The following is a 19,960-nucleotide window of genomic DNA, read 5'->3' on the forward strand; positions in this document are numbered from 1 at the left end:
AACAGGTTAATACCAAAAGATAGACAATCGAGTTAAGATTTGATATAATAGCCAAAAACCAGAGTATTTTACTTATGATACTTGACAAATTTTTGAACCTAGAAGGAACCTCTATTCAAGGCTATCGACACCTAGAAAATATCGGTATAGTTTGACCAGTCGAATCGAAAAATAAAAAAGCAACCTGTCCTCGTTGTGGCTTAGAAAGCGATAAACTCCACCAAAATCATCGACATTTAGTCAAAGATTTACCAATCTCAGGACAACCAGTGTACCTACAAGTTAATCGTCGTCAATTTAAGTGCAATAATTGTCGAAAACCCTTCAGCGAAGAGTTAGATTTTGTCGTCAGTAAACGAACCTATACGAAAAGACTAGCCGAGAATATACTCGAACAATTGGTTCTTCGGTTTGTGTTATGCAATGGACGGGAGTTATAAGGGGTAAAACCCTTATATAGAAAGACATTGCTTCGATTTTTGCCAATTGTTTTCAATCTAGAACGAGCTAATCAATTAAGTCTCTTGCCCGATAAGGATTTAGCCGATTTCTGCCCCCTGATCGAACCATACCAAGTAACGAAGAACCGAACAATTAAAAGAAGGAGATATTTTAAATGTTAGCCGAAGAAATGACGTAATGGAAGAAGAGATTCAAAGAATGCTAGAGGACATCGCCGAAGAAATTACAGAGCCAGATTTATCGAAATTAAAAAGACTAGGAATTGATGAAATCGCTCTAGTCAAAGGACAAAAAAATTACGGCTCTTCGGTAGATACTATACTGGAGACGGTTTGTGAATCTTACAAGTCTTATCCATCAAGAGTTTCAGAATCATAATCACCCCGTCTGCATAAGTCTGCATAATAAGTGCCGAAGAACCAACCATTATTACTTATTTCACAGATTTAGAACACTAGCGGAAATTAGATATTGGCAACGATCTCGCCGAAAGGAGCGAGAACCTGAACGGGTTGGGGTCGGATCGGCGCGCTCTCTACTGGTAAACGGGGAAACAACAGTTCGGCGGCCCGGTAGGCTTCCTCTAGATGGGGATAACCGGAGAGAATAAACGTCTCGATACCGAGATCTCGGTATTCGAGCAGACGGCGCGCTACCGTATCCGCATCCCCCACGAGAGCGGTTCCCGCTCCCCCGCGTACCAAACCCACCCCGGCCCAGAGATTTGGGCTAATTTCCAAGGCGCCGCGACTGCCGTTGTGCAATTGACTCATCCGCCGTTGCCCTTCCGAGTCCATGCGCGCGTAGGCGTTTTGGGCGGTGGCGATCGCTTCCTCGTCTACATAGCGGATCAATGTCTCCGCCGTCTCCCACGCTTCGCTGGCCGTTTCCCTGACGATAACGTGTAAACGAATGCCGAATCGGAGTGTCCGACCGCGGGCCTCGGCTAAACGGCGCACGGTGATGATTTTTTCGGCCACCGCGGACGGGGGTTCGCCCCAGGTCAGATAGACATCGACGTGTTTAGCGGCGATCTCGTGGGCGATGGGCGAGGAGCCACCGAACCAAAGGGGTGGGTGGGGCTTCTGTACGGGGGGAAACAGGACTTTTCCTCCCTCGATCCGCAGGTAATCGCCTTGAAAGTCCGTGTTCGGTTTCGATAATAGTTGTCGCCACACCGTTAGAAATTCATCGGTTAGACGGTAGCGATCATCATGGTTTAAATGTACGCCATCTCCCGCCAATTCCACTGGATCGCCTCCCGTGACGACGTTAATTAGTAAGCGCCCCTCGGAAAGGCGATCAAAAGTGGCCGCCATTCTCGCCGCCACCCCAGGAGAAACTAACCCCGGCCGCACCGCCACGAGAAAGCGCATCTGTCGCGTGTGCGTGACGAGGGTGGAAGCGACGATCCACGCGTCCTCGCAGGAACGCCCGGTCGGTAAAAGCGCACCCGTGTAGCCTAAATCGTCTACGGCACGCGCAATCTGCAACATATATGCGAAAGTAACGCTTCTCCCGCCGATCGCCGTTCCCAGATAACGTCCGTCGCCGTGGGTCGGGATAAACCAGAGTAATTGCATGGTCGGTATCCTTCGTGTAGAAATAATAACACATTAATTCTATCAAAATATTGTCTTTTAAAAAGTATCATCTGGACGAAAATTTTTGTTACCATTTGCTCGGAATTTGACGGGTATAAACGAGGATAAAGTATATCAAAAACTTTTATAGAACTTGAGCGTACCGATTAAATTTTTCCTCTGGAAAATAACCATTAGAGAGTTGGCTCGAAAAAGAAATCTGATGGAAATGGTAATCTAGTTCGAGTAAATTATAGACTAGCCGTAAAAAATAATCGTCCATCCAAAAATCTACGTCAAATAATGAGATACCGTATTGTCCATCTAACCTACGATTGAGGGTTTTTAATAGCCAAGACCATTGGGGTTTTAGGGTGGGATCGGTGTGGTTTCCAGAGGCAGGAGCGAAGAACTGAAATACCCGATCAGGACAAACCCATGTTACATCGTTTAACAACTTGATCGCTCTTGCGGAATCTGAATGAAACCAATGATTGGCGATTACCAAGTCGTGTAGGTAAGCGATAACAAGTTTGGGGTTTTCTTTGAGAAACCGCGATCGACAAACAATGCCTCTAAGGGAAGGAATTCTTAAACCGAAATTTTGCTCTAGGGGTAATTTTTTGGCTGAAACGTATTCTTGAAAAATAGAAGTAAAAGTATCACAACATACATAGGCATCTATTTGCTTTTTTCTAAAGCTCATACTTGCCGTATGTGGATCTTCATTAACCAAGTGACAATCTCGACTAATCTCCAGTCCGTACAGGTTAAAAAGAGTGATAATAAATCGATGCGCGTTGGAACCAAATAAGGTGGAAATACGCTTGCCTCTTAGTTCTGGGACGGTGGCGATTGGAGAGTCTTTAGGAAGTAGAATCCTCAGATCTTCACCGAAAATATTATAAGAGGCAATCCCGATTAGTTTAGAACCGAAACTGAGATTGTTAAAAAACATAGTACCATTGTTTAAAAGAGAAATATCGTCTAAAATACAAATATCTAAATCTCCTCTTTTCATTTGTTGATTCATTTGTTCACCACAAGCGAATTCAACGATCTGTAAGGTAAAATTTCGATCGATCTCGATATTTTTCTGAAAAATTAGTTGTTCGTTGGACTCTCGCTGTAGATCGAAAACATATTTAACTCCATAGCTGGCGATAAACTGTCCGATCGAATCCCGTTGAATTCCAACTCTGAGTATATTTTCCGTTGGCAAAGTATCGCTGGCAAAAATAAGATTCGGTTGCGGGGAAATTGCTAAATCATCCTGATCAAGGCGAAAACTTCTAACCAAACTTTCTCCTAATATTAATAGCTCGCTAAAATGAGGGACGTGCAGATAGACTCCATATTCGTTGACATCCTGTATAGGTATTATCGATGCTGGATAATTCAAGAGTGAATTAAATTGGCAAAAATCAGGCAGGATAGTTGATTTATGGCTTTTTTGCACAGAATCGAGAAGTTCTTGATAACTTTCAATGATTCGTACATCCCTTAGATAGTTTAAGACAACTTGATTTTTACAAAGCTCTTGATAAATTTCATCTAAAAGAACCAAGTCGGTTGGGTTTATATCTGAGATTTTAATCAATTTTTTGCCAGGAAATAGATCATTCTTACCGAAAGAAATCAGTTGGAAGCGGTGGGTAGTTAGTCTAGTACAATGATGTTTATCTTTATAAGCGGAGAAACTGTTGAGCAAAATATCAATGTTTTTGGGCGAGGATTCGGCCAATAAACCTTGAGCGGATAGGGAAATCTTTTGAATATTTCGACTTGGAAAGCAAAGCCGAAATCTTCGCCAGTAATGTTTTAACCAGACTTCTAAAATTAAAGGGGTAGCACCGAGAATTAAGTCTTCTCCGTCGGCACTTAAGGTCAGCTGAAACTCTCGTTGAAGGGTTTCCACGGTTTCTATCACCTGAAAGGTTTGAGAAATTAGCTTTCTACCCTGATTGGTTAGTTTGATCGAGCCAGGGGAGCGATTAACCAGCAATACTCCAAAATAATCCTCTAATTGCTTGACTTTTTTGCTAATTAATGATTGACTATAGCCCAATTGATAGGCCGCTTTAGAAAAGCTACCAGAATCATCGACCGTCTTGAGAATTTTCAGGTGATTGAGGGTAATGTCTTCCGAGGTAATTCGACTCATAATTCACCGAGAAATTAAAGGATAGGGGTGTGAGTATCGATCGATCACCTGTTGATGAAAATAGAGAGCATCTTCCCGGGTGGATTCAAACTTGAAGATAATCAGGTCAACTCCGATAGATTCGTAGTCTCTCAAGCGACGGATCACCGTCTGTGGATCGCCGACAAATCGAGCCGAGAGGCCAAGATTTGCCTCGATCGTTTGACCGATATCTAGTTTATTGTGGGCTACTGCATTGGGATCGATTTGTTGTTGGAAATAACGAATTTTTCGAGTGTCGGCAGCGCGATAAATCTTGTCTAGTCTGGACTCGGCTTCGACCCTGGTAGGGCGGACAATGGCGAAAGCGCTCATCGCTACTTGAATCTGCCGTTGATAGCGATCGCTCGCCCATCGTTTTACCTTCTCCACCAGCGCGGCCGTTTTTTCCACGTCATCCGCGTTAATAAAAAGATAATCCCCCAAACGAGCCGCTAGATCGATCGCTCGTTCCGATTCCCCCGCAATAAAAACGAGAGGAAGTGGTGTCGGTCGCTCGGCTAAAATGCCCTGGGTGATCGTGTAATATTTGCCCCGATAATTAAAATCGGCAGTCGTCCATAATCCCCGAATAATCTGAAGATATTCTTCTAATCTAGCGTAGCGATCGCCGTGGGAGAGCCAAACATCACCGTAGCTTTCCACTTCTAGTTGCCACCACCCCGCGATCCCGCTCAAACCGAACCGGCCTCCACCGGGTTGATTCTGGAGAGCGGCACTTAGCTTGGCCACCACTGCGGGCAATTTAAACCCCGGTTGTACGGCCGTGACGATTTTAATCTCTTGGGTCGCTAAACTCACCGCGCCAGCCGTGAGCCAAGCGTCAGTTACGCCATGATCCGGCCCGTGTACCGCATTGAGATAGTGTTCGGGAATGTAGTAGAAATCATAGCCCACTCGATCGGCTTGAACGGCCAACTCGACCAGATCGGAAATCGACCAATTTCTCTCCGGGTTAATCACTCGCAACCATCCACCACAAACGGGTGCCCAAATTCCAAACTGAAGCGGCATAGGTGTTTTCCAATACCCACGAGGGAGACGTGTTTTTTAGGAGCCATCACTCTATCATGTTCCTTCCCCAGAAGCGTTATTTTTCCTTATACCGAAATTCCTCTTGTCTATCACGATTTGGAATATCAGGTATTGAGGTTCGATTGGAGTACCCCTGGAAGACGCACCGTATTCCAAAATGGCATAGAAAAAGTCAATCGGGGTGTATCAAACTACGACGTCATCCTTGAGTAGTGATTACACTGAAAGGCAATCAACTATATTTCGGTCGAATTACAGTAGTTCTCGGCTCCAGGCTTGAGAGAGAGCGAGTTTTGACCCCGATATAGGTAACTCGAATCTTGCTAGAAACAGCATTCTAAAGACTTGAGTTAGGGTGCTTGGCGATCGCCAAAAACGGGATCGCTCCTCCAGACGAACACGAAAGAGATCGTCCGAAATGACCGTGTACACTGGATTCTTGCGAACGGTGAAGCGGTCGAACCAATAGTTTCCATCACGGAGTAACCGAATCATGGTAGATATTAAGTTCGCTTACTGGGTTCCCAATGTTAGTGGCGGGTTAGTGGTGAGTAAAATCCCGCAAAACACCGATTGGACCTACGATTACAACGCTTGGCTGGCACAGACTGCCGAAGAAGTCGGGTTCGAGTACGCGTTAGCCCAAGCCCGATTCATCGCCAGCTACGGCGCGGAGTATCAACTAGAGGCCTTTGCCACCGTCGCCGCCCTAGCCCCCGTAACCAAGAAAATCACCCTAATCGCCGCCGTCCATCCCGGTTTATGGCATCCCGGGGTCGTCGCCAAAATCGGCTCGACGATCGATTTCATTTCCAAAGGTCGTTTCGCCCTCAACATCGTCAGTGGCTGGTTCAAGGGTGAATTCACCATCTATGGTGAACCTTGGCTCGATCACGATGAACGCTATCGACGCTCCGAGGAATTCATTCGCATCCTCAAGGGACTGTGGACAGAAGACGAATTCCACTTCAAAGGGGATTTTTATCGCATCAATGGCGGTTGGGTCAAACCCCGCCCCGTTAATAATCATCCCCATCCCGAAATCTTTCAGGGAGGTAACTCCAAAGCCGCCCGACAGATGGCCGGTCGGGTATCGGACTGGTATTTCATGAACGGCAACTCGATCGAGGGAGTCCGCGAACAGATCGAGGAAGTTTCCGCCCTTGCCCGTCAAGCCGGCCGTAGTATCAAGTTCGGTCTCAACGCCTTTATCCTTGTCCGTGATACCGAAAAAGAAGCCCACGAGGTACTGCGGGAGATTATCGCCAAAGCCGACAAAGAGGCCGTGCAAGGATTTGGCGAAGCAGTCAAACAAGCGGGTTCCGCCACCAGTGAAAAAGTGGGAATGTGGGCCAACTCGAACTTTGAAGATCTAGTACAGTACAACGATGGATTCCGTACCGGACTGATCGGCACAAAAGAACAGGTAGCGGAAAAAATCCAGCAGTTTCACGCCGTGGGGGTCGATTTGATTCTCGGTGGTTTCCTGCACTATACGGACGATTTACCCGCCTTCGGTCGCGAGGTGATCCCGCTCGTGCGGCAACTGGAATCCCGTCGTTCCCCCAGAGAAGAGTTCGCCCTGGTTTAAGCGAAAGAAAGAAATACACAAGGAGAAAATCGTAATGGAAGGGATTAGTCTCGCTCAGGCGGCTCCCCTTGGACCGATCGAGGGAATTGTCACCCTGATCGCGTTAGGTCTGGCTATGTTGATTGTTTCCTACTACACTAAGTGGAAACTGGTAAAAAACACCCACGATTTTGTGATTGCCGGTCGCAAGCTGGGTTTAGGATTCGGGATTGCCGGCTTGCTTTCCGTCTGGACTTGGGTGATCGGGATTTTACTGCCGATCGGGGTCACCTTTAAGTACGGATTATCGGGCTTATTTTGGTTTACCGTCCCCAATGGTGCGGCGGTCATTGCCGTGATTCCCTTTGCCAAAAAGTTACGGCGATTGATGCCCCACGGTTATACCATCAGCGAGTTTATCTCCGCTCGTTACGCGGGAGCAAAATTGGCTCGCGTGGTCGTAGTCGCTGGTATCCTCTTCGGGGCGATCCAAATTGTCACAGTGAATCTCAAGGGAGCATCCCTGATGGTGGCCACGATCTTCGGTCTTCCGGAGGGGGTAGTCGCAACCATCTCCTCGATCGTCATTCTCCTGTACATCAGTTTAGGGGGACTCTGGGCATCCATGGCTACTTCTACCTTGATGTGTTTGCTGATTATGGTTCCCTCTGTCCTGGTCACCACGGCGGTCTTAGGCCAGGTGGGAGGGGCGGAAGCCGTGTGGCAGACCGTACAGAGTCAGGGCGGCGAACTTCTTTCGGTGACGCGACCGGATGCCTTCCAGAATTTCGGCTTAACCTTCGCCCTCGCGCTGATTACCGCCACGATCGCCGGACAGGAATTCTGGCAGGTGGCTTGGGGGATCAAAGAACGGGAATTAGGCAAAACCTTTTTCTGGGGTGGGGGACTCTACTATGTGGTCGCCCTCTGTCTAGGGGTAGTAGGGCTGGTGGGCATCGCGCTCAAGGTGGATCTGTCCCGGGATCTTGGCGGTGATCCCGCCGCATTGGGTCCTTTTTTGGTTTCCCATTTAGGTTTGCCCGATTGGGTGATCTACCTGTTCGTGATCATTGTGCTGTCGGCCTGCTATTCCACCTGTGACGGCACATTGGCGGCGGTTAGTTCGGTTTCTGCGGTGGATGTGATCAAGCCCCTGTTCCCCGCTATTTCCGATCGCTCCCTCTTCGCTTGGACGCGGTTTTCGATGGTCTTAGCGGCGGGAATTTCGGTGGCGGTGGTGCTATCGGGAATCGATCTGGTGACGCTGGTACTGGGGACTTCCATCATCCGCGCCGCCGTTCTCGTGCCTCTGGTACTGTCGATCATCTGGTCGCGAATGAATGCCACGGCCTTTACCGCCGGGACGATCATCGGTCTGATTGCCGGGGTTTTCGCCCTCGCCAAGTTCGGCGAGGAGATCGGTACCTATACGGTAGTCGCAGTCAGCACGATCGTCCCAATTGTGATTGCCTTGACCAATTCCCGACGCTTCGATTACACCCAACTACGTCAGGCACAGGATCTATCCGAGATACCGGACACTTCTTCTGTCGCGCTGCGATAAGTTTTCACAGAATCACGATCATGAATAGTCTCTTGCAGATGATACCGCCCTCCTTGCGGACTTGGGCGAAGCGGCTCGGCTATTTCCTGGGCGGCACGATGCTCACGGTTTTCTATGCCGGAGCGGTTCCCGCCCAAAGTCTCCCTAGTCGTCCCCTAACTCAAAATCCCTATTCCCCGACCACCATTATCGCCGGTGTTATTGCCGCTATCATCACGATTTTCTTTCTGCGGGGAATGTATCTCGTGTTGACCTACGCTTCGGCAACCTATGGACTCGAAGAGGAGGAAGAAGAGGGGAATCTAGAAGGGAGCCAGGAAAACAATGCCTTACTCTATGGAGCCTTCGGTTGGATTATCGGTTCGGCTCTGATCATTACTTCCTACGGATTCGGCTGGAGGTTCTTGTATATCGGCCCGATCGTCTGTTTGCTCGGCCCTCTCGTTCCCATTTTCGCCATGAACCGCGATATCCAGAAATACCGGCAAGTTTTGGCCCGTAGGGCGAGATATCACTCCTCGCGCTCTCTGTATTAAAAGCTAGGCCACTCTATCTCACAGTCTAGGAGTAGTAACCATGACCACGTTAGTAAATGTTGAAACGGAACCGACCGCCCATCTGATTCAAGACGATCGAGAAGCGATCGCTGTGGCCAAAGAACTGGCCGCAGAATTTCTCCACGAGGATTCCCTCCGCGATCGCGAACGCCGTCTACCGGTGGAGGAGGTAAAAAAATTCTCGCGCAGCGGGCTATGGGGGATCATCGTTCCCAAGGAATACGGGGGTGCGGGCGTATCCTACGCCACCCTAGCGCAAGTGATCGCCATTATTGCCGAGGCGGATTCTAGTTTGGGACAGATTCCCCAGAATCACCTCTATATGGTGGAAGCGATCCGGCTCGACGGTACGGAGGAACAGAAGCGATTTTTCTTTGACTTGGTACTGCAAGGCAAACGGTTTGGGAACGCCTTCTCGGAGATCGGCACCAAGTCAGTGACGGACGTGCAAACCAAATTAACTCGATCGGGCGATGGCTACGTTCTCAACGGACGCAAGTATTACTCCGCCGGCGCCCTGCTGGCCGATTGGATTCCCACGATCGCCGCCGATGAGAACGGCAATACGATCGTCGCCTTTGTGGAACGGGACGCGGAAGGCTTGACTCTGCTCGATGATTGGACGAGTTTCGGTCAACGCACCACCGCGAGCGGCACGACGATTCTCGAAAATGTCCTGGTGAAACCGGAACACGTCATCCCTCACTATCTAGCTTTTGAACGGGCGACCCCGATGGGTGCGGTGGCACAGATTATCCAAGCGGCGGTAGACGTGGGCATCGCCAAGGCCGCCCTGCGCGATACCCTGTATTTCGTCCGCAACCATACCCGTCCCTGGGTGGATAGTAACCAGGAGAAGGGTTTTGAAGATCCCCTGACTCTCTACAATCTGGGCAACGTGATCCTACAGATCCACGCCGCGGAAGCCCTACTACGGCGGGCCGGGGAATTTATCGACGCGGCCTATGAATCCGGGTTAGAGGAGGCGAAAGTAGTGGAATCGTCGATCGCCGTCGCCGAGGCCAAAGCGATCGCCACGGAAGCCGCCCTACTGGCCACCAATAAACTCTTTGAACTGGCCGGCACGAAGTCCACCCTAGAGGAATTTAACTACGATCGCCACTGGCGCAACGCCCGCGCCCACACCCTCCACGATCCGGTGCGCTGGAAATACTATGCGATCGGCAATTACTTCCTCAACGGTGCCAACCCGCCCCGCCATCCTTGGCTATAAGTCTGCGGGAGGAAGGGGAGCGCCCTCCCTCTCCTCCTGATTTCTACCTTCGATCGGTCACACTACTGTAGAGGAAATATGAGTGTTGCCCATCCGCTCCAGAAACGGAATATCTGGAAAAATCAACCCTTTAAGGGACTCTTGTTCATCGGCATTATCGCTGTGGTCAGTCTGGTTTTTGAACTGATCTTCACGGGCCTATTCGCTCTAGATGTAAACGAAAAATTAGTTTATATCACCCTCTGTTTTGTCTGGTGGTGGCATCTGGGTTTTTCCCTAAATGGCTATCCGGGTTCTCGATTTTTTTCCCATCGCTTCGGACGGGGAACCGTTAATTTAGCGATCTTGCTGCTGTTGGTCTATCTGACTGGAGAAGCGTGGAAATTTATCTTCACCCCCGCCCGTCTCACCGATACCCCCGTAGGTTTGTGGGGACAAACCGCGATTGTTGCCGCCTGTGCCAGTCTGTTCTTTTTCGATAACACGATCGTGGCTTCGGAAGAACTCCAAGACCGACATCCCACCAGTGGATTTCTCAACATCTTTTTTGCCGTTTTTATGGTCGCTCCCGCCCTCACTTTTCTACCGCAGCTCTGGGGATTAAAACCGTTCTATATTCCTTGGTACTGGTATCCCCTCTCCACGGTATTCGGTAGTTTTTTCGATCGCTGGCCGCTCGCTCAACTGGGCCTAACCATGCCGCGTCTGGGCTTTCGACCTACCGGGGCGGTATTATTTCTCACCCTCCTGATGGCGTTTTTTCTCCGGCTGGCGGGGATGGATTTATTCACCACGGCGACCGGCCCGACCTTCGCCGCCATCTGGACAACGGTGGGTTTGGGTTTACTCTGGCAATTCAATCTCTGGCCCTTTCAAGGACTTGCCCAACCGGCCAAGGGAATCATTACATCGGTGATTAGTTTGGTCATCTCGCTGATTCTTTACGCCGCAACGGAAGTCCTCTTCGGTCGGGCCAATATCCGACCGGGACTGTACTGGTGGTTCGATATTCTCTGGGTGCAGGTGTTTCTCATGGCCCCGGGATTGTACGACGGGATCGGACTCTGGCAAAGTCGCGCTGAGATAACCGCTGATCGCCCTGCCGAAGCCGTATCTCGTTCCTGATCCGCGAGACCGTTATTACCCATTATTACCAATCTAGGAGATTTACGATGGCGAATATTCTCTCGATCGCTGGCAATCCCACCGCTCCTTCTAAAACCTACGGATTCGTTCAATACCTCAACGAACTCCTAGAAAAAGAGGGATTTCATACCGATACGATCGCCGTGCGGGACTTCTCGCCGGAAGACCTCATCTACGGACGCTACGATAGTCCGGCCCTAGAACCGATAAAAGCTCTACTAGCAGAGGCCGACGGGATTATCGTGGCCACCCCGATCTACAAGGCCGCCTACACCGGACTGCTGAAAGCTTTCTTGGATTTACTGCCGCAGGGGGCGTTCGCCAACAAAGTGGTACTGCCGATCGCCACTGGAGGCACGATCGCTCATCTACTGGCGATCGATTATGCCCTCAAGCCGGTTCTCTCGGAACTGAAGGCGCGTCACATTCTCGGCGGTATTTATGCGATCGATAAACAATTGCAATTCCAGGCCTCTGGCCAACTCCAACCCGATGAGGAGATCGGGCAAAGAACCCAAGAGGCGGTACGGGATTTCGTCGTTGCGGTGAACCTACATCGAGCGGCCACGAAGGAAAAAAACCCTACCCCCCTGCCCGTACATACATAAAAGTGTCAGCTTGTCAAGATTCCTCTGAACTATTTTTATGAGCGAGCCTACCCTATCGATTGCCTCTTCCTCTCGAATCATCACCTTGGCGCGACGGAACCCAGTCGAACCGAGGTTTGCCCTGGTCGATCGGGCCCTCGATGCCCTACGATCTGGGCAAGCCATCGTCGTCGTGGACGATGAAAAACGAGAGAACGAGGGGGATTTAATCTGCGCCGCCGAGTTTGCCACACCGACGATGATTAATTTCATGGCTACCCGGGCCCGGGGGTTGATCTGTCTGGCCATGACCGGCGATCGCCTAGACGAATTGCAATTACCGCCGATGGTGGAGAAAAATGGCGATCACCATCAAACCGCTTTCACCGTCAGTATCGATGCGGCGCCGCACCACGGGGTTACTACGGGGATATCGGCGAGCGATCGCTCCCGCACCATCCAAGTGGCGCTTTCCCCCACCACTACCCCCGATGATCTCAGCCGTCCGGGGCATATTTTCCCGCTCCGAGCGCGAGCGGGTGGGGTTTTCGAGCGGGCAGGACATACCGAGGCGGCGGTGGATCTGGCTCGTTTAGCTGGACTCTACCCCGCCGGAATCATCTGCGAGATCCAGAACCCCAACGGCTCGATGGCGCGTTTACCGGAGTTGATGAGCTACGCGGACGAGTACGGTCTACCGATTATCCGAATCACCGATCTGATCCGCTATCGCGAAGGGGTAGAATCCTCGGTATCGCGGGAAGCGATCGCCCGTCTGCCTACGGAATTCGGCGAATTTAATATCTACGCCTATCGCGACCTCCTCGATGGTTCGGAAGCGACGGCGATCATCAAAGGCGATCCGGACAAATTCGGAGAGCGGACGACTCTGGTCCGCATTCATTCCCAGTGTTTTACCGGGGATGTTCTCGGTTCCTCCCGTTGTGATTGTCGCCAACAACTGCATATCGCCCTGAAATCGATCGAAACCGCCGGACAAGGGGTTGTGGTCTATCTTCCACAGGAGGGACGAGGTGTCGGTCTGATCAATAAGCTCAAGGCCTACTCCCTACAGGATCTCGGCCTAGATACGGTAGATGCCAACAGGAGGCTAGGATTCGAGGCGGACGGGCGTACCTATCGGCTGGGAGCGCATATTCTCAAGGATTTGGGGGTAGCCGATATCCGTTTACTAACTAATAATCCCCAAAAAGTTCAGGGTCTCCGAGATTGGGGGATCAACATTGTCGAGCGAATCCCTCTCGTCATGCCTCCAAACTACCACAATCAACAGTATTTGCTGACAAAGCGGGAAAAACTAGGGCATCTGTTGCCGTTTAGCTAGGGTTGGCTGAATAAATCTAAAAACCTTGTTGGGTAAAACTTTTAGACCTTTTGGCCATCAAAAAGTAATGGATCCGGGAGTGATCGGGGGAAAAATTCAGGGACTTTTTCCCTGAAAATTAGGTAATTGACCCCCTCAAAATCGCTAAAACCCTACACCCCACACCCCACACCCTACACCCTGCCCCCAGGAAAAACTTTTTGCCGCAAACCCTAGCTAATCACTCCCCTTTTCTAGCGTAGGGGTCGGAAAAAGAGCAATGCCTGTTGGCAAAGCGGCGGAAGTTCTGCCCGTGTTCTCAAGATAGGACTCCTATTCCCCAGGCCTTAGGATTCTGCGGTTTTACCCTGGAATTCTGCTACAGCACCGGCTTGGGATAACGAGACTTTCTCAATTGCTGCCGGAGATATTGGAATCGATCGAGCGCGGTTCCGAGGATTCGTCTGGCCAAAAAACACCGACTATCTCTATTTTTTGGATGTGAGGATTTCGATGGTTTCTGTCTCTTGTAATTCGTTATGGCGACCTTCTCTCCTACTGGGAAGCGTTTTCTTTGCCGTACCCGCGTTCGCTCAAATCGACCCTTCGGGTTTACCGCTAACCGATATGTCGAAAAACCATCCCGATCCAGCGATGGCGCAACTCACTTCTGTTTCCCAACTTGCCGATGTTCCGCCGACGGGCTGGGCGTTCGAGGCACTGCGATCGTTAGTGGAACGCTATGGCTGTATTGTCGGCTATCCCGACCGCACCTATCGGGGCGACCGCGCCTTAACCCGTTGGGAATTTGCCGCCGGTTTGAATGCTTGTTTAAACTCGATCGAGCGATCGCTGCAAGCAGGGGTTTCGATCGCCCAACGAGATCTCGATACACTCAAGCGCCTTGCCCAGGAATTTCAGGCCGAGTTAGGGGCTTTAGGGGCGAGAGTGGATAACCTAGAAAACCGGGCTGCTTTCCTAGAAGACCATTCCTTTTCGACGACCACGAAACTACTGGGTGAGGCGATTTTCGTGGTCGCCAACGCCTTTCAAGGTGCGAGGGAGGGGAGCAATACCGTGTTTCAAGATCGCGTGCGTCTTCGGTTCGTCAGCAGTTTTACGGGCAAAGACCAGTTAAACGTAAGGTTAGATGCTGGTAATGCCCGACGATTTAATCTGGGGGATGGGACTCCGGAAGCTACTCAATCCTTTAACCTAGTTCCCTCTCTAGACAATAATGTCAATATCGGTTGGCTCGCCTATTATTTTCCCATTGGCGAGCGCATTTCCGCCTATATTGCAGCGGTCAATGGTGTCACCTACGATTTTATCCCGACGCTGAACCCCTATCTCGATAGCGGTACGGGCGGCGGAAAAGCACTAACCGTGTTTGCGTCCGCCAACCCCATTTACCAGATCGGTGGGGGTGCGGGAGGTGGCTTTAACTATCAACTGAGCGATCGCTGGATCGCCAGCTTGGGTTATCTGGCCGGGGATCATGCCGATCCCAATCCGGGTAGTGGTCTTTTTAATGGTCAATACGCTGCGATCGCCCAAATCGCTTGGCTCGATTCTCGAGCGGGTTTCGGGATCACCTACGTCCACGCCTACCAAAATCGGGGAGATTTATTTGACATCGGCAGTAGTTTTGGTATTGTCGGCACTAGGCAGGCTAATAATCCTTTTGGCACCCCATTGATCAGTGATTCCTTCGGTGCGTCGGGGTTCTTTACCATCACGCCGAACTTGGCGATTAATGGTTTCCTGGGCTATACCAACTCTAGAAATCTCCAAGGACCCGGAAATGCTGACATTTGGTACTATAGTCTAGGTTTCGCCTTTCCCGATGTGGGCAAAGATGGCAATCTGGGCGGTCTCGTGGTTGGCGTTCAGCCCTATCAAGCCAATAATCCCACGGATGCCAAGGATTTACCTATCCATGTCGAGGCTTTTTACAAATATCAAATTAATGACAATATCGCCATCACTCCTGGCTTATTTTGGCTGATCAACCCCGGTCAAAATAGTAATAATACCAGTGTTATTATCGGTACACTGAGAACCACATTTACCTTCTAGCAATCCACAAAATTTCCCCCTATACCTTCCTGTTTAGGGGGATTCGATATATCTAAGGAATCTCGATCATGTCAGTATCCCCTAGTCAGTCTGCCGATTATTATCTATCTCTCGCGGTTTCTCTGGCATCGGAATTCGCCATCGATGCAGTGGAGCGAGACCATCAGGGTGGAACCCCGAAACTGGCGCGCGATCGCCTCCGCCAAAGTGGTCTTTTGACCTTAATTATTCCCCGAGAATACGGTGGTTCTGGCGAGAGTTGGATTACCTTATTTCGCATCGTTCGAGAGTTCGCCCAAGTCGATAGCTCGATCGCTCATATTTTTTCCTACCATCATCTTGGGGTGATCGTTCCCCATCTTTTCGGGACGATCGAACAGAAGGAATACTACTACAAGGAAACCATCCGACAGAATTGGTTTTGGGCGAATGCGTTAAATCCCTTGGATCGTCGGACAGCGATCGCTTCCGAGGGCGATATTTTCCGACTAGAAGGCAAGAAAAGCTTCTGTTCCGGTTCGTGGGATTCTGACATTTTACCCGTTACGGCGATCGATCAGGAGACGGGGAAAATATCGGTTCTTGTGGTTCCCACCCAGCGTGAGGGAGTAGAACTGCACGCCGATTGGGATAATATGGGTCAACGGCAAACCGATAGTGGTAGTGTTTCGTTTCATAATGTGGCGATTTACCCCCGCGAGTTTTTCGGTTCGCAAGCCTTTCCTGCGCCACCTTTCGCCACTTTCCGCGCCTGTTTAACCCAGTTGAATCTAGCCAATATCTACCTGGGGATTGCCCTGGGGGCTTTTGAGGCCGCACGACGGTACACGAGAGAGCAAACCCGTCCTTGGCTAACTGCCGGGGTCGAGCGAGCGACGGAAGCTCCCTATCTCCTCCATCGTTACGGCAGTCTGTGGGTCGATTTAGAGGCGGCCAGGGGTTTGGTTGAGCGAGCAACGGAAATTCTACAGGACGCTTGGGAGGAACAATGGAATCTCACCGCAGAAAAGCGCGGTCGCTGTGCCGTTGCGATCGCAGTAGCCAAGGTGGCGGCGACACGGGTGGGATTAGAGGTGGTGAATCAAATGTTCGAGGTCATGGGGGCGAGGGCGACATCGAGTTCCTACGGGTTTGATCGCTACTGGCGGAATCTACGAACTTTTACCCTTCATGATCCTGTGGATTACAAAATTCGCGATCTGGGCAATTGGATTGTCAATGAAAAATTCCCGGAACCGAATTTTTATTCTTAATAACGCTCTCTCAAGAAACAGAGCTAGTCATAGAGGGTGGGAGAGGCTCAGGAATTATCTCAAAGCCAAGGAAGTGGGCTTTTTTTGCTCAGGTTTTGCACGAGTTGCTCTGACTGTAGTTTAAACTAAAAAATGTACATGATCTCGAGCAACTCCGATCTCTAGAAACTTAATTTCATAACGTTTTTCTATCTCTAAACAGACTTCTTTCAACAGGCAATCTACCTGTTCATCAAAAAGGGTTCTTGCGATATTTAGTTGGGAAAACTAGATGGTATAGCAAGACGCTCATCCCATGCTGTACGATCTATTGCTAACAAAACACACTCTAATTCTGGTATTTCCTGAACATACCTTTTCATTCACTGGTTTTGGTTGGGACGACAATCTTCTAAGTGCTTCGTATGTACTAACGCTCTTCTGGGACTCTGGGGGAGATAGAATTAAGATATATATAGCGTTTCCCAATTTCATGAGGTACACCAAAATCTTAACTCCCGAATCCTGAATCCTCAAAACCTAAGACTCTGTACCTCACAACTATGGGAATTGCTATAGTTATTTCAAATAAGAACGAGACCCTAGTCGACACAATAAGTACGAATAATTTCATCAAGGGGTGTACCCACAGGAGCATACATTCTTGTTCTCTTTAATCCACTAAAATCATGCTCGATATCATTTAAGTCAGGAGAGTATTTTGGCAAAAACACTACCTGATGACCTGCCTCCTCTACCAGTTGTTTAATGACTGTCTTCCGATGAATTGGTGCCTTATCCATAATTAATCTTGATACCATGGTTAAAGAGGCCAATAAATATAAAGATAACCATCCTTCAAAGCCTTCCGCAGTCAGGCTTCTTGTAAATATCATTGGTGCAATAAAGTCTTTTTTACCCTTTCTTCTCCCAGCGACAAGGTTCTCTCTTTTTCCTCGTTTTCCTTGTCTATCTCCCAAGACTTTCTTCCCTTTTTGTGCATCGGGCATAAAGACAGGCTTGAAATTCTTCCAACCCTGACTCATCAATAAATACAAGGCTTTTACCACCATATATTTTAATCAATTCTCTCAGTGTTCCATAATATTTTATTCTTTCTTCTCGGTTTCTTTCTCTATAACGAAGTTCCTTCTTTTTTCTGGTGATTTCCATTTTTTTTAAGGCATAGCAAATGGCACTTGGTCTCACTCCAAACTTCTCGGCTCTATCTCTTAATCTTGCCTCGGGATTTTCTTGGACATCTCTTTCTAGTGCTTTCCAGTCCAGCTTTCTCTGACGGTATTTTACCTTTGTTGCTGACCCTTCCTCCCTACTCAGCCATCTATATATTGTTGCTCTCCCTATCTTAAATAGAGCGGCAGCTTTAGTTATGCTTCCCCCATTCTCTACATAATCGATTACTTTTTTTCTCAAGTCTAGGCTAGAAGACATTTTTCTGTATGGGTTGCTCGTTTCTCCTGATTTTACCCTATTTTTTACTTGTATCATACTTATTTGAAATGACTATATATTATAGTCTTTGAGTAAAAAATGCAAATTATAGCCGTGCAAATTATAACTGATCAGTGATCACTGATTCTAGGCTAATTTAATTGCTGCCGTGACCACCTCTTCTAAAGACTCTAACCAATGAAAGTTAACATCAGCTAAACTCTGACTGAGATCGATCGCTTTGCTGTCAGCTAGGACGCGAAAAATTATTTGTGGTAGGGTGGGATTGGGAAAAGATCGGGGTTCCAAGGTTTGTCTTTCCTGTCGGGTGGCCCGGATCGTTCGTTCGCCGCTGCCCCGGCCGGGTGATAATGGGCTATAACTGCGGTAGTAATTGCTAATACTCTCGATCGCTTTTTGTCCAAAGTCGGAATAACTGACAATATCAACGATAACCACTTTTAAATTAGGCAATAGTTGGAATTGTTGCAGACCGGCCTCTATTTGCTCGTTTAATTGCTCTAATTCTAGTCTTTCCTCCAGTATAAGCCATGCCGCCAGGTTTGCCCCCTTGCTGGCTAAGGCATCCCAGACAGGGGACATCAAACCCTGGCCATTACTGATCATCGCTATTCGGCCAGTTTGATCAATTATCGACCAAGGGGATTGTAATTGGGGTGGGGTCAAAGCTAGGAGATCGAGATGTCTAGCTAAAGCGGCATCATTAACACTTATTTTGCCATCTAGGGCCATCACTTCCCCGGCTTCGTTGATACCGAGGGGATTAATCTCGATAATATCGAGATCTTTGCTGACAAAGAGACTATACATTTTTTCGAGAATTTGACTGATAGACTCGATCAAAGACCCTCTTAAACCCATAGATACGGCTAATTGCCGACAGAGATAGGGGGAAAATCTCGCTTCGATGACCACTTTTTGCATGGTTTCCAGTAAACTGTCCACATCCATCCCCCCTTGACTCGCACCCAGTAAAACTGGTCTTTGCAGATGATAATCGAGTAAAATGGCTAAAAATATCTCTTGTTGCGGATTATAACGGGCTTCTGCTAGGATTACCTCTGGATATTCTCCGGCGATCGGTAAATGAAAGATAGCATGGGCAGCAGCGATCGCATCGATGGTATTAGCGACAAATTTCACTCCTCCTGCTTTTCCCCGGCCTCCCGTGCGTACCTGGGACTTCAGCACGATAGGATAGGGAATGTTTAATCTTTTTAGTCCCCCCGGTTCGTGGATTGGTTGGGAAGGTAAAATGGGGATGCCGACTTGAGCAAATATTTCCTTGGCTTGGTATTCGAGTAAATCCATAATTGATTAATTGATAAAGTGGCGATTCTCTCTTTGCTCGTTTCGGTAGCTTGGGGACTATGAAGATTATTTTAGCAACAGCATCCAGTTCACGGGTGATCAGGGAGAATATTCTTGGCTTACTCGATCGCAAAAATTAAAGTTAATTGTGTCATTATGCGGTCAGAGGAGAGAGTTTTTTAGCTACCCACCCCTAGTAGTCTAGCAATCTTTCACTCTCTCTATTTCTATCTTTAGTAAGCTTTACTGCATTTAAACTGAGCATTGGATGTTTTAGTACATAAGAACCATTCTCTACTCCCCGCTCCGGCGCTCCCTAATTCCTAATTCCTAATTCCCCACACCCTCAGTTTTTTGTCACAATTGTTACATTTTTTCAGAGATTTTAATTCGATCGGGTGATTTTTTTTTGATAGGATTGAACCTATAATTCTCCCATAAATAGGGTCTGCTGAAAAAGTTTTTCCTAGGGGCAGGGTGTAGGGTGTAGGGTGTGGGGTGTGGGGTGTGGGGTTTTACCCATTTTCATCGGGTAAATTACCTAATTTTCAGGGAAAAAGTCCAGGGATTTTCCCCCCGACCACTCCCATATCTGGTACT

12 protein-coding genes and 5 pseudogenes are annotated in these 19,960 nt (G+C 48.9%); 11 read left to right on the top strand and 6 right to left on the bottom strand.

Going from position 1 to position 19,960, the window contains the following annotated elements:
• Positions 1–74: 74 nt before the first annotated feature.
• Positions 75–392, top strand: a pseudogene (locus EWV68_RS09075) (transposase family protein); the annotation flags it as partial.
• Between the two features lie 196 nt (positions 393–588).
• A pseudogene (locus EWV68_RS09080) lies at positions 589–762 on the top strand (ISL3 family transposase); the annotation flags it as partial.
• Between the two features lie 164 nt (positions 763–926).
• Here the strand turns inward: EWV68_RS09080 and ssuD are convergent.
• The 3 genes from ssuD to EWV68_RS09095 all read right to left on the bottom strand — a co-directional run bounded on the left by ssuD (position 927) and on the right by EWV68_RS09095 (position 5,262).
• Positions 927–2,045: an FMNH2-dependent alkanesulfonate monooxygenase gene (gene ssuD / locus EWV68_RS09085; RefSeq protein WP_061433234.1), complete on the bottom strand. Its 1,119-nt coding sequence runs from the start codon at positions 2,043–2,045 to the stop codon at positions 927–929.
• 145 nt (positions 2,046–2,190) lie between these two features.
• On the bottom strand, positions 2,191–4,209 hold the full coding sequence (locus EWV68_RS09090) for a LysR family transcriptional regulator (protein WP_287169553.1): 2,019 nt from the start codon (positions 4,207–4,209) through the stop codon (positions 2,191–2,193).
• 3 nt (positions 4,210–4,212) lie between these two features.
• Positions 4,213–5,262, bottom strand: coding sequence for an LLM class flavin-dependent oxidoreductase (locus tag EWV68_RS09095; RefSeq protein ID WP_287169554.1), 1,050 nt, complete (start codon positions 5,260–5,262; stop codon positions 4,213–4,215).
• 514 nt (positions 5,263–5,776) lie between these two features.
• Between EWV68_RS09095 and sfnG the strand changes: the two genes are divergently transcribed.
• The 9 genes and pseudogenes from sfnG to EWV68_RS09140 all read left to right on the top strand — a co-directional run bounded on the left by sfnG (position 5,777) and on the right by EWV68_RS09140 (position 16,597).
• On the top strand, positions 5,777–6,874 hold the full coding sequence (sfnG, locus tag EWV68_RS09100; protein ID WP_002764575.1) for a dimethylsulfone monooxygenase SfnG: 1,098 nt from the start codon (positions 5,777–5,779) through the stop codon (positions 6,872–6,874).
• A gap of 34 nt (positions 6,875–6,908) precedes the next feature.
• Positions 6,909–8,417, top strand: coding sequence for a sodium:solute symporter family protein (locus EWV68_RS09105; protein WP_287169555.1), 1,509 nt, complete (start codon positions 6,909–6,911; stop codon positions 8,415–8,417).
• A 20-nt stretch (positions 8,418–8,437) separates the two neighbouring features.
• On the top strand, positions 8,438–8,953 hold the full coding sequence (locus tag EWV68_RS09110; RefSeq protein ID WP_061433238.1) for a hypothetical protein: 516 nt from the start codon (positions 8,438–8,440) through the stop codon (positions 8,951–8,953).
• Between the two features lie 40 nt (positions 8,954–8,993).
• Positions 8,994–10,208: an SfnB family sulfur acquisition oxidoreductase gene (locus EWV68_RS09115; RefSeq protein ID WP_287169556.1), complete on the top strand. Its 1,215-nt coding sequence runs from the start codon at positions 8,994–8,996 to the stop codon at positions 10,206–10,208.
• A gap of 78 nt (positions 10,209–10,286) precedes the next feature.
• Positions 10,287–11,333: a hypothetical protein gene (locus EWV68_RS09120; RefSeq protein ID WP_016514572.1), complete on the top strand. Its 1,047-nt coding sequence runs from the start codon at positions 10,287–10,289 to the stop codon at positions 11,331–11,333.
• A 47-nt stretch (positions 11,334–11,380) separates the two neighbouring features.
• Positions 11,381–11,962 (top strand): NADPH-dependent FMN reductase, encoded by a 582-nt coding sequence (gene ssuE / locus EWV68_RS09125; RefSeq protein ID WP_061433240.1) that lies wholly within the window; start codon positions 11,381–11,383, stop codon positions 11,960–11,962.
• Between the two features lie 85 nt (positions 11,963–12,047).
• A pseudogene (locus EWV68_RS09130) lies at positions 12,048–13,271 on the top strand (bifunctional 3,4-dihydroxy-2-butanone-4-phosphate synthase/GTP cyclohydrolase II); the annotation flags it as partial.
• Between the two features lie 423 nt (positions 13,272–13,694).
• Entirely contained in the window at positions 13,695–15,344 is a 1,650-nt protein-coding gene (locus EWV68_RS09135; RefSeq protein ID WP_036395132.1) for an iron uptake porin, read from the top strand.
• A 68-nt stretch (positions 15,345–15,412) separates the two neighbouring features.
• The gene (locus EWV68_RS09140; RefSeq protein WP_061433242.1) at positions 15,413–16,597 is read left to right on the top strand and encodes an acyl-CoA dehydrogenase family protein; all 1,185 of its coding nucleotides are present in this window, start codon (positions 15,413–15,415) and stop codon (positions 16,595–16,597) included.
• Positions 16,598–16,720: 123 nt separating this feature from the next.
• Here the strand turns inward: EWV68_RS09140 and EWV68_RS09145 are convergent.
• From EWV68_RS09145 to EWV68_RS09155, 3 genes and pseudogenes are all read right to left on the bottom strand, one after another.
• Positions 16,721–16,889: pseudogene (locus EWV68_RS09145) on the bottom strand (IS200/IS605 family transposase); the annotation flags it as partial.
• 289 nt (positions 16,890–17,178) lie between these two features.
• A pseudogene (locus EWV68_RS09150) lies at positions 17,179–18,028 on the bottom strand (IS630 family transposase).
• Between the two features lie 147 nt (positions 18,029–18,175).
• The gene (locus tag EWV68_RS09155; protein WP_061433244.1) at positions 18,176–19,360 is read right to left on the bottom strand and encodes an ATP-grasp domain-containing protein; all 1,185 of its coding nucleotides are present in this window, start codon (positions 19,358–19,360) and stop codon (positions 18,176–18,178) included.
• Positions 19,361–19,960: the final 600 nt, after the last annotated feature.

It is taken from the genome of Microcystis sp. M_QC_C_20170808_M9Col (assembly GCF_007095495.1).
Taxonomy (GTDB): Bacteria; Cyanobacteriota; Cyanobacteriia; order Cyanobacteriales; family Microcystaceae; genus Microcystis; species Microcystis aeruginosa.

Bases quoted from the DNA above. Each gene is read 5' to 3' on its own strand.
- ssuD (WP_061433234.1), bottom strand. From the start codon at position 2,045: ATGCAATTACTCTGGTTTATCCCGACCCACGGCGACGGACGTTATCTG.
- EWV68_RS09090 (WP_287169553.1), bottom strand. From the start codon at position 4,209: ATGAGTCGAATTACCTCGGAAGACATTACCCTCAATCACCTGAAAATT.
- EWV68_RS09095 (WP_287169554.1), bottom strand. From the start codon at position 5,262: ATGCCGCTTCAGTTTGGAATTTGGGCACCCGTTTGTGGTGGATGGTTG.
- sfnG (WP_002764575.1), top strand. From the start codon at position 5,777: ATGGTAGATATTAAGTTCGCTTACTGGGTTCCCAATGTTAGTGGCGGG.
- EWV68_RS09105 (WP_287169555.1), top strand. From the start codon at position 6,909: ATGGAAGGGATTAGTCTCGCTCAGGCGGCTCCCCTTGGACCGATCGAG.
- EWV68_RS09110 (WP_061433238.1), top strand. From the start codon at position 8,438: ATGAATAGTCTCTTGCAGATGATACCGCCCTCCTTGCGGACTTGGGCG.
- EWV68_RS09115 (WP_287169556.1), top strand. From the start codon at position 8,994: ATGACCACGTTAGTAAATGTTGAAACGGAACCGACCGCCCATCTGATT.
- EWV68_RS09120 (WP_016514572.1), top strand. From the start codon at position 10,287: ATGAGTGTTGCCCATCCGCTCCAGAAACGGAATATCTGGAAAAATCAA.
- ssuE (WP_061433240.1), top strand. From the start codon at position 11,381: ATGGCGAATATTCTCTCGATCGCTGGCAATCCCACCGCTCCTTCTAAA.
- EWV68_RS09140 (WP_061433242.1), top strand. From the start codon at position 15,413: ATGTCAGTATCCCCTAGTCAGTCTGCCGATTATTATCTATCTCTCGCG.
- EWV68_RS09155 (WP_061433244.1), bottom strand. From the start codon at position 19,360: ATGGATTTACTCGAATACCAAGCCAAGGAAATATTTGCTCAAGTCGGC.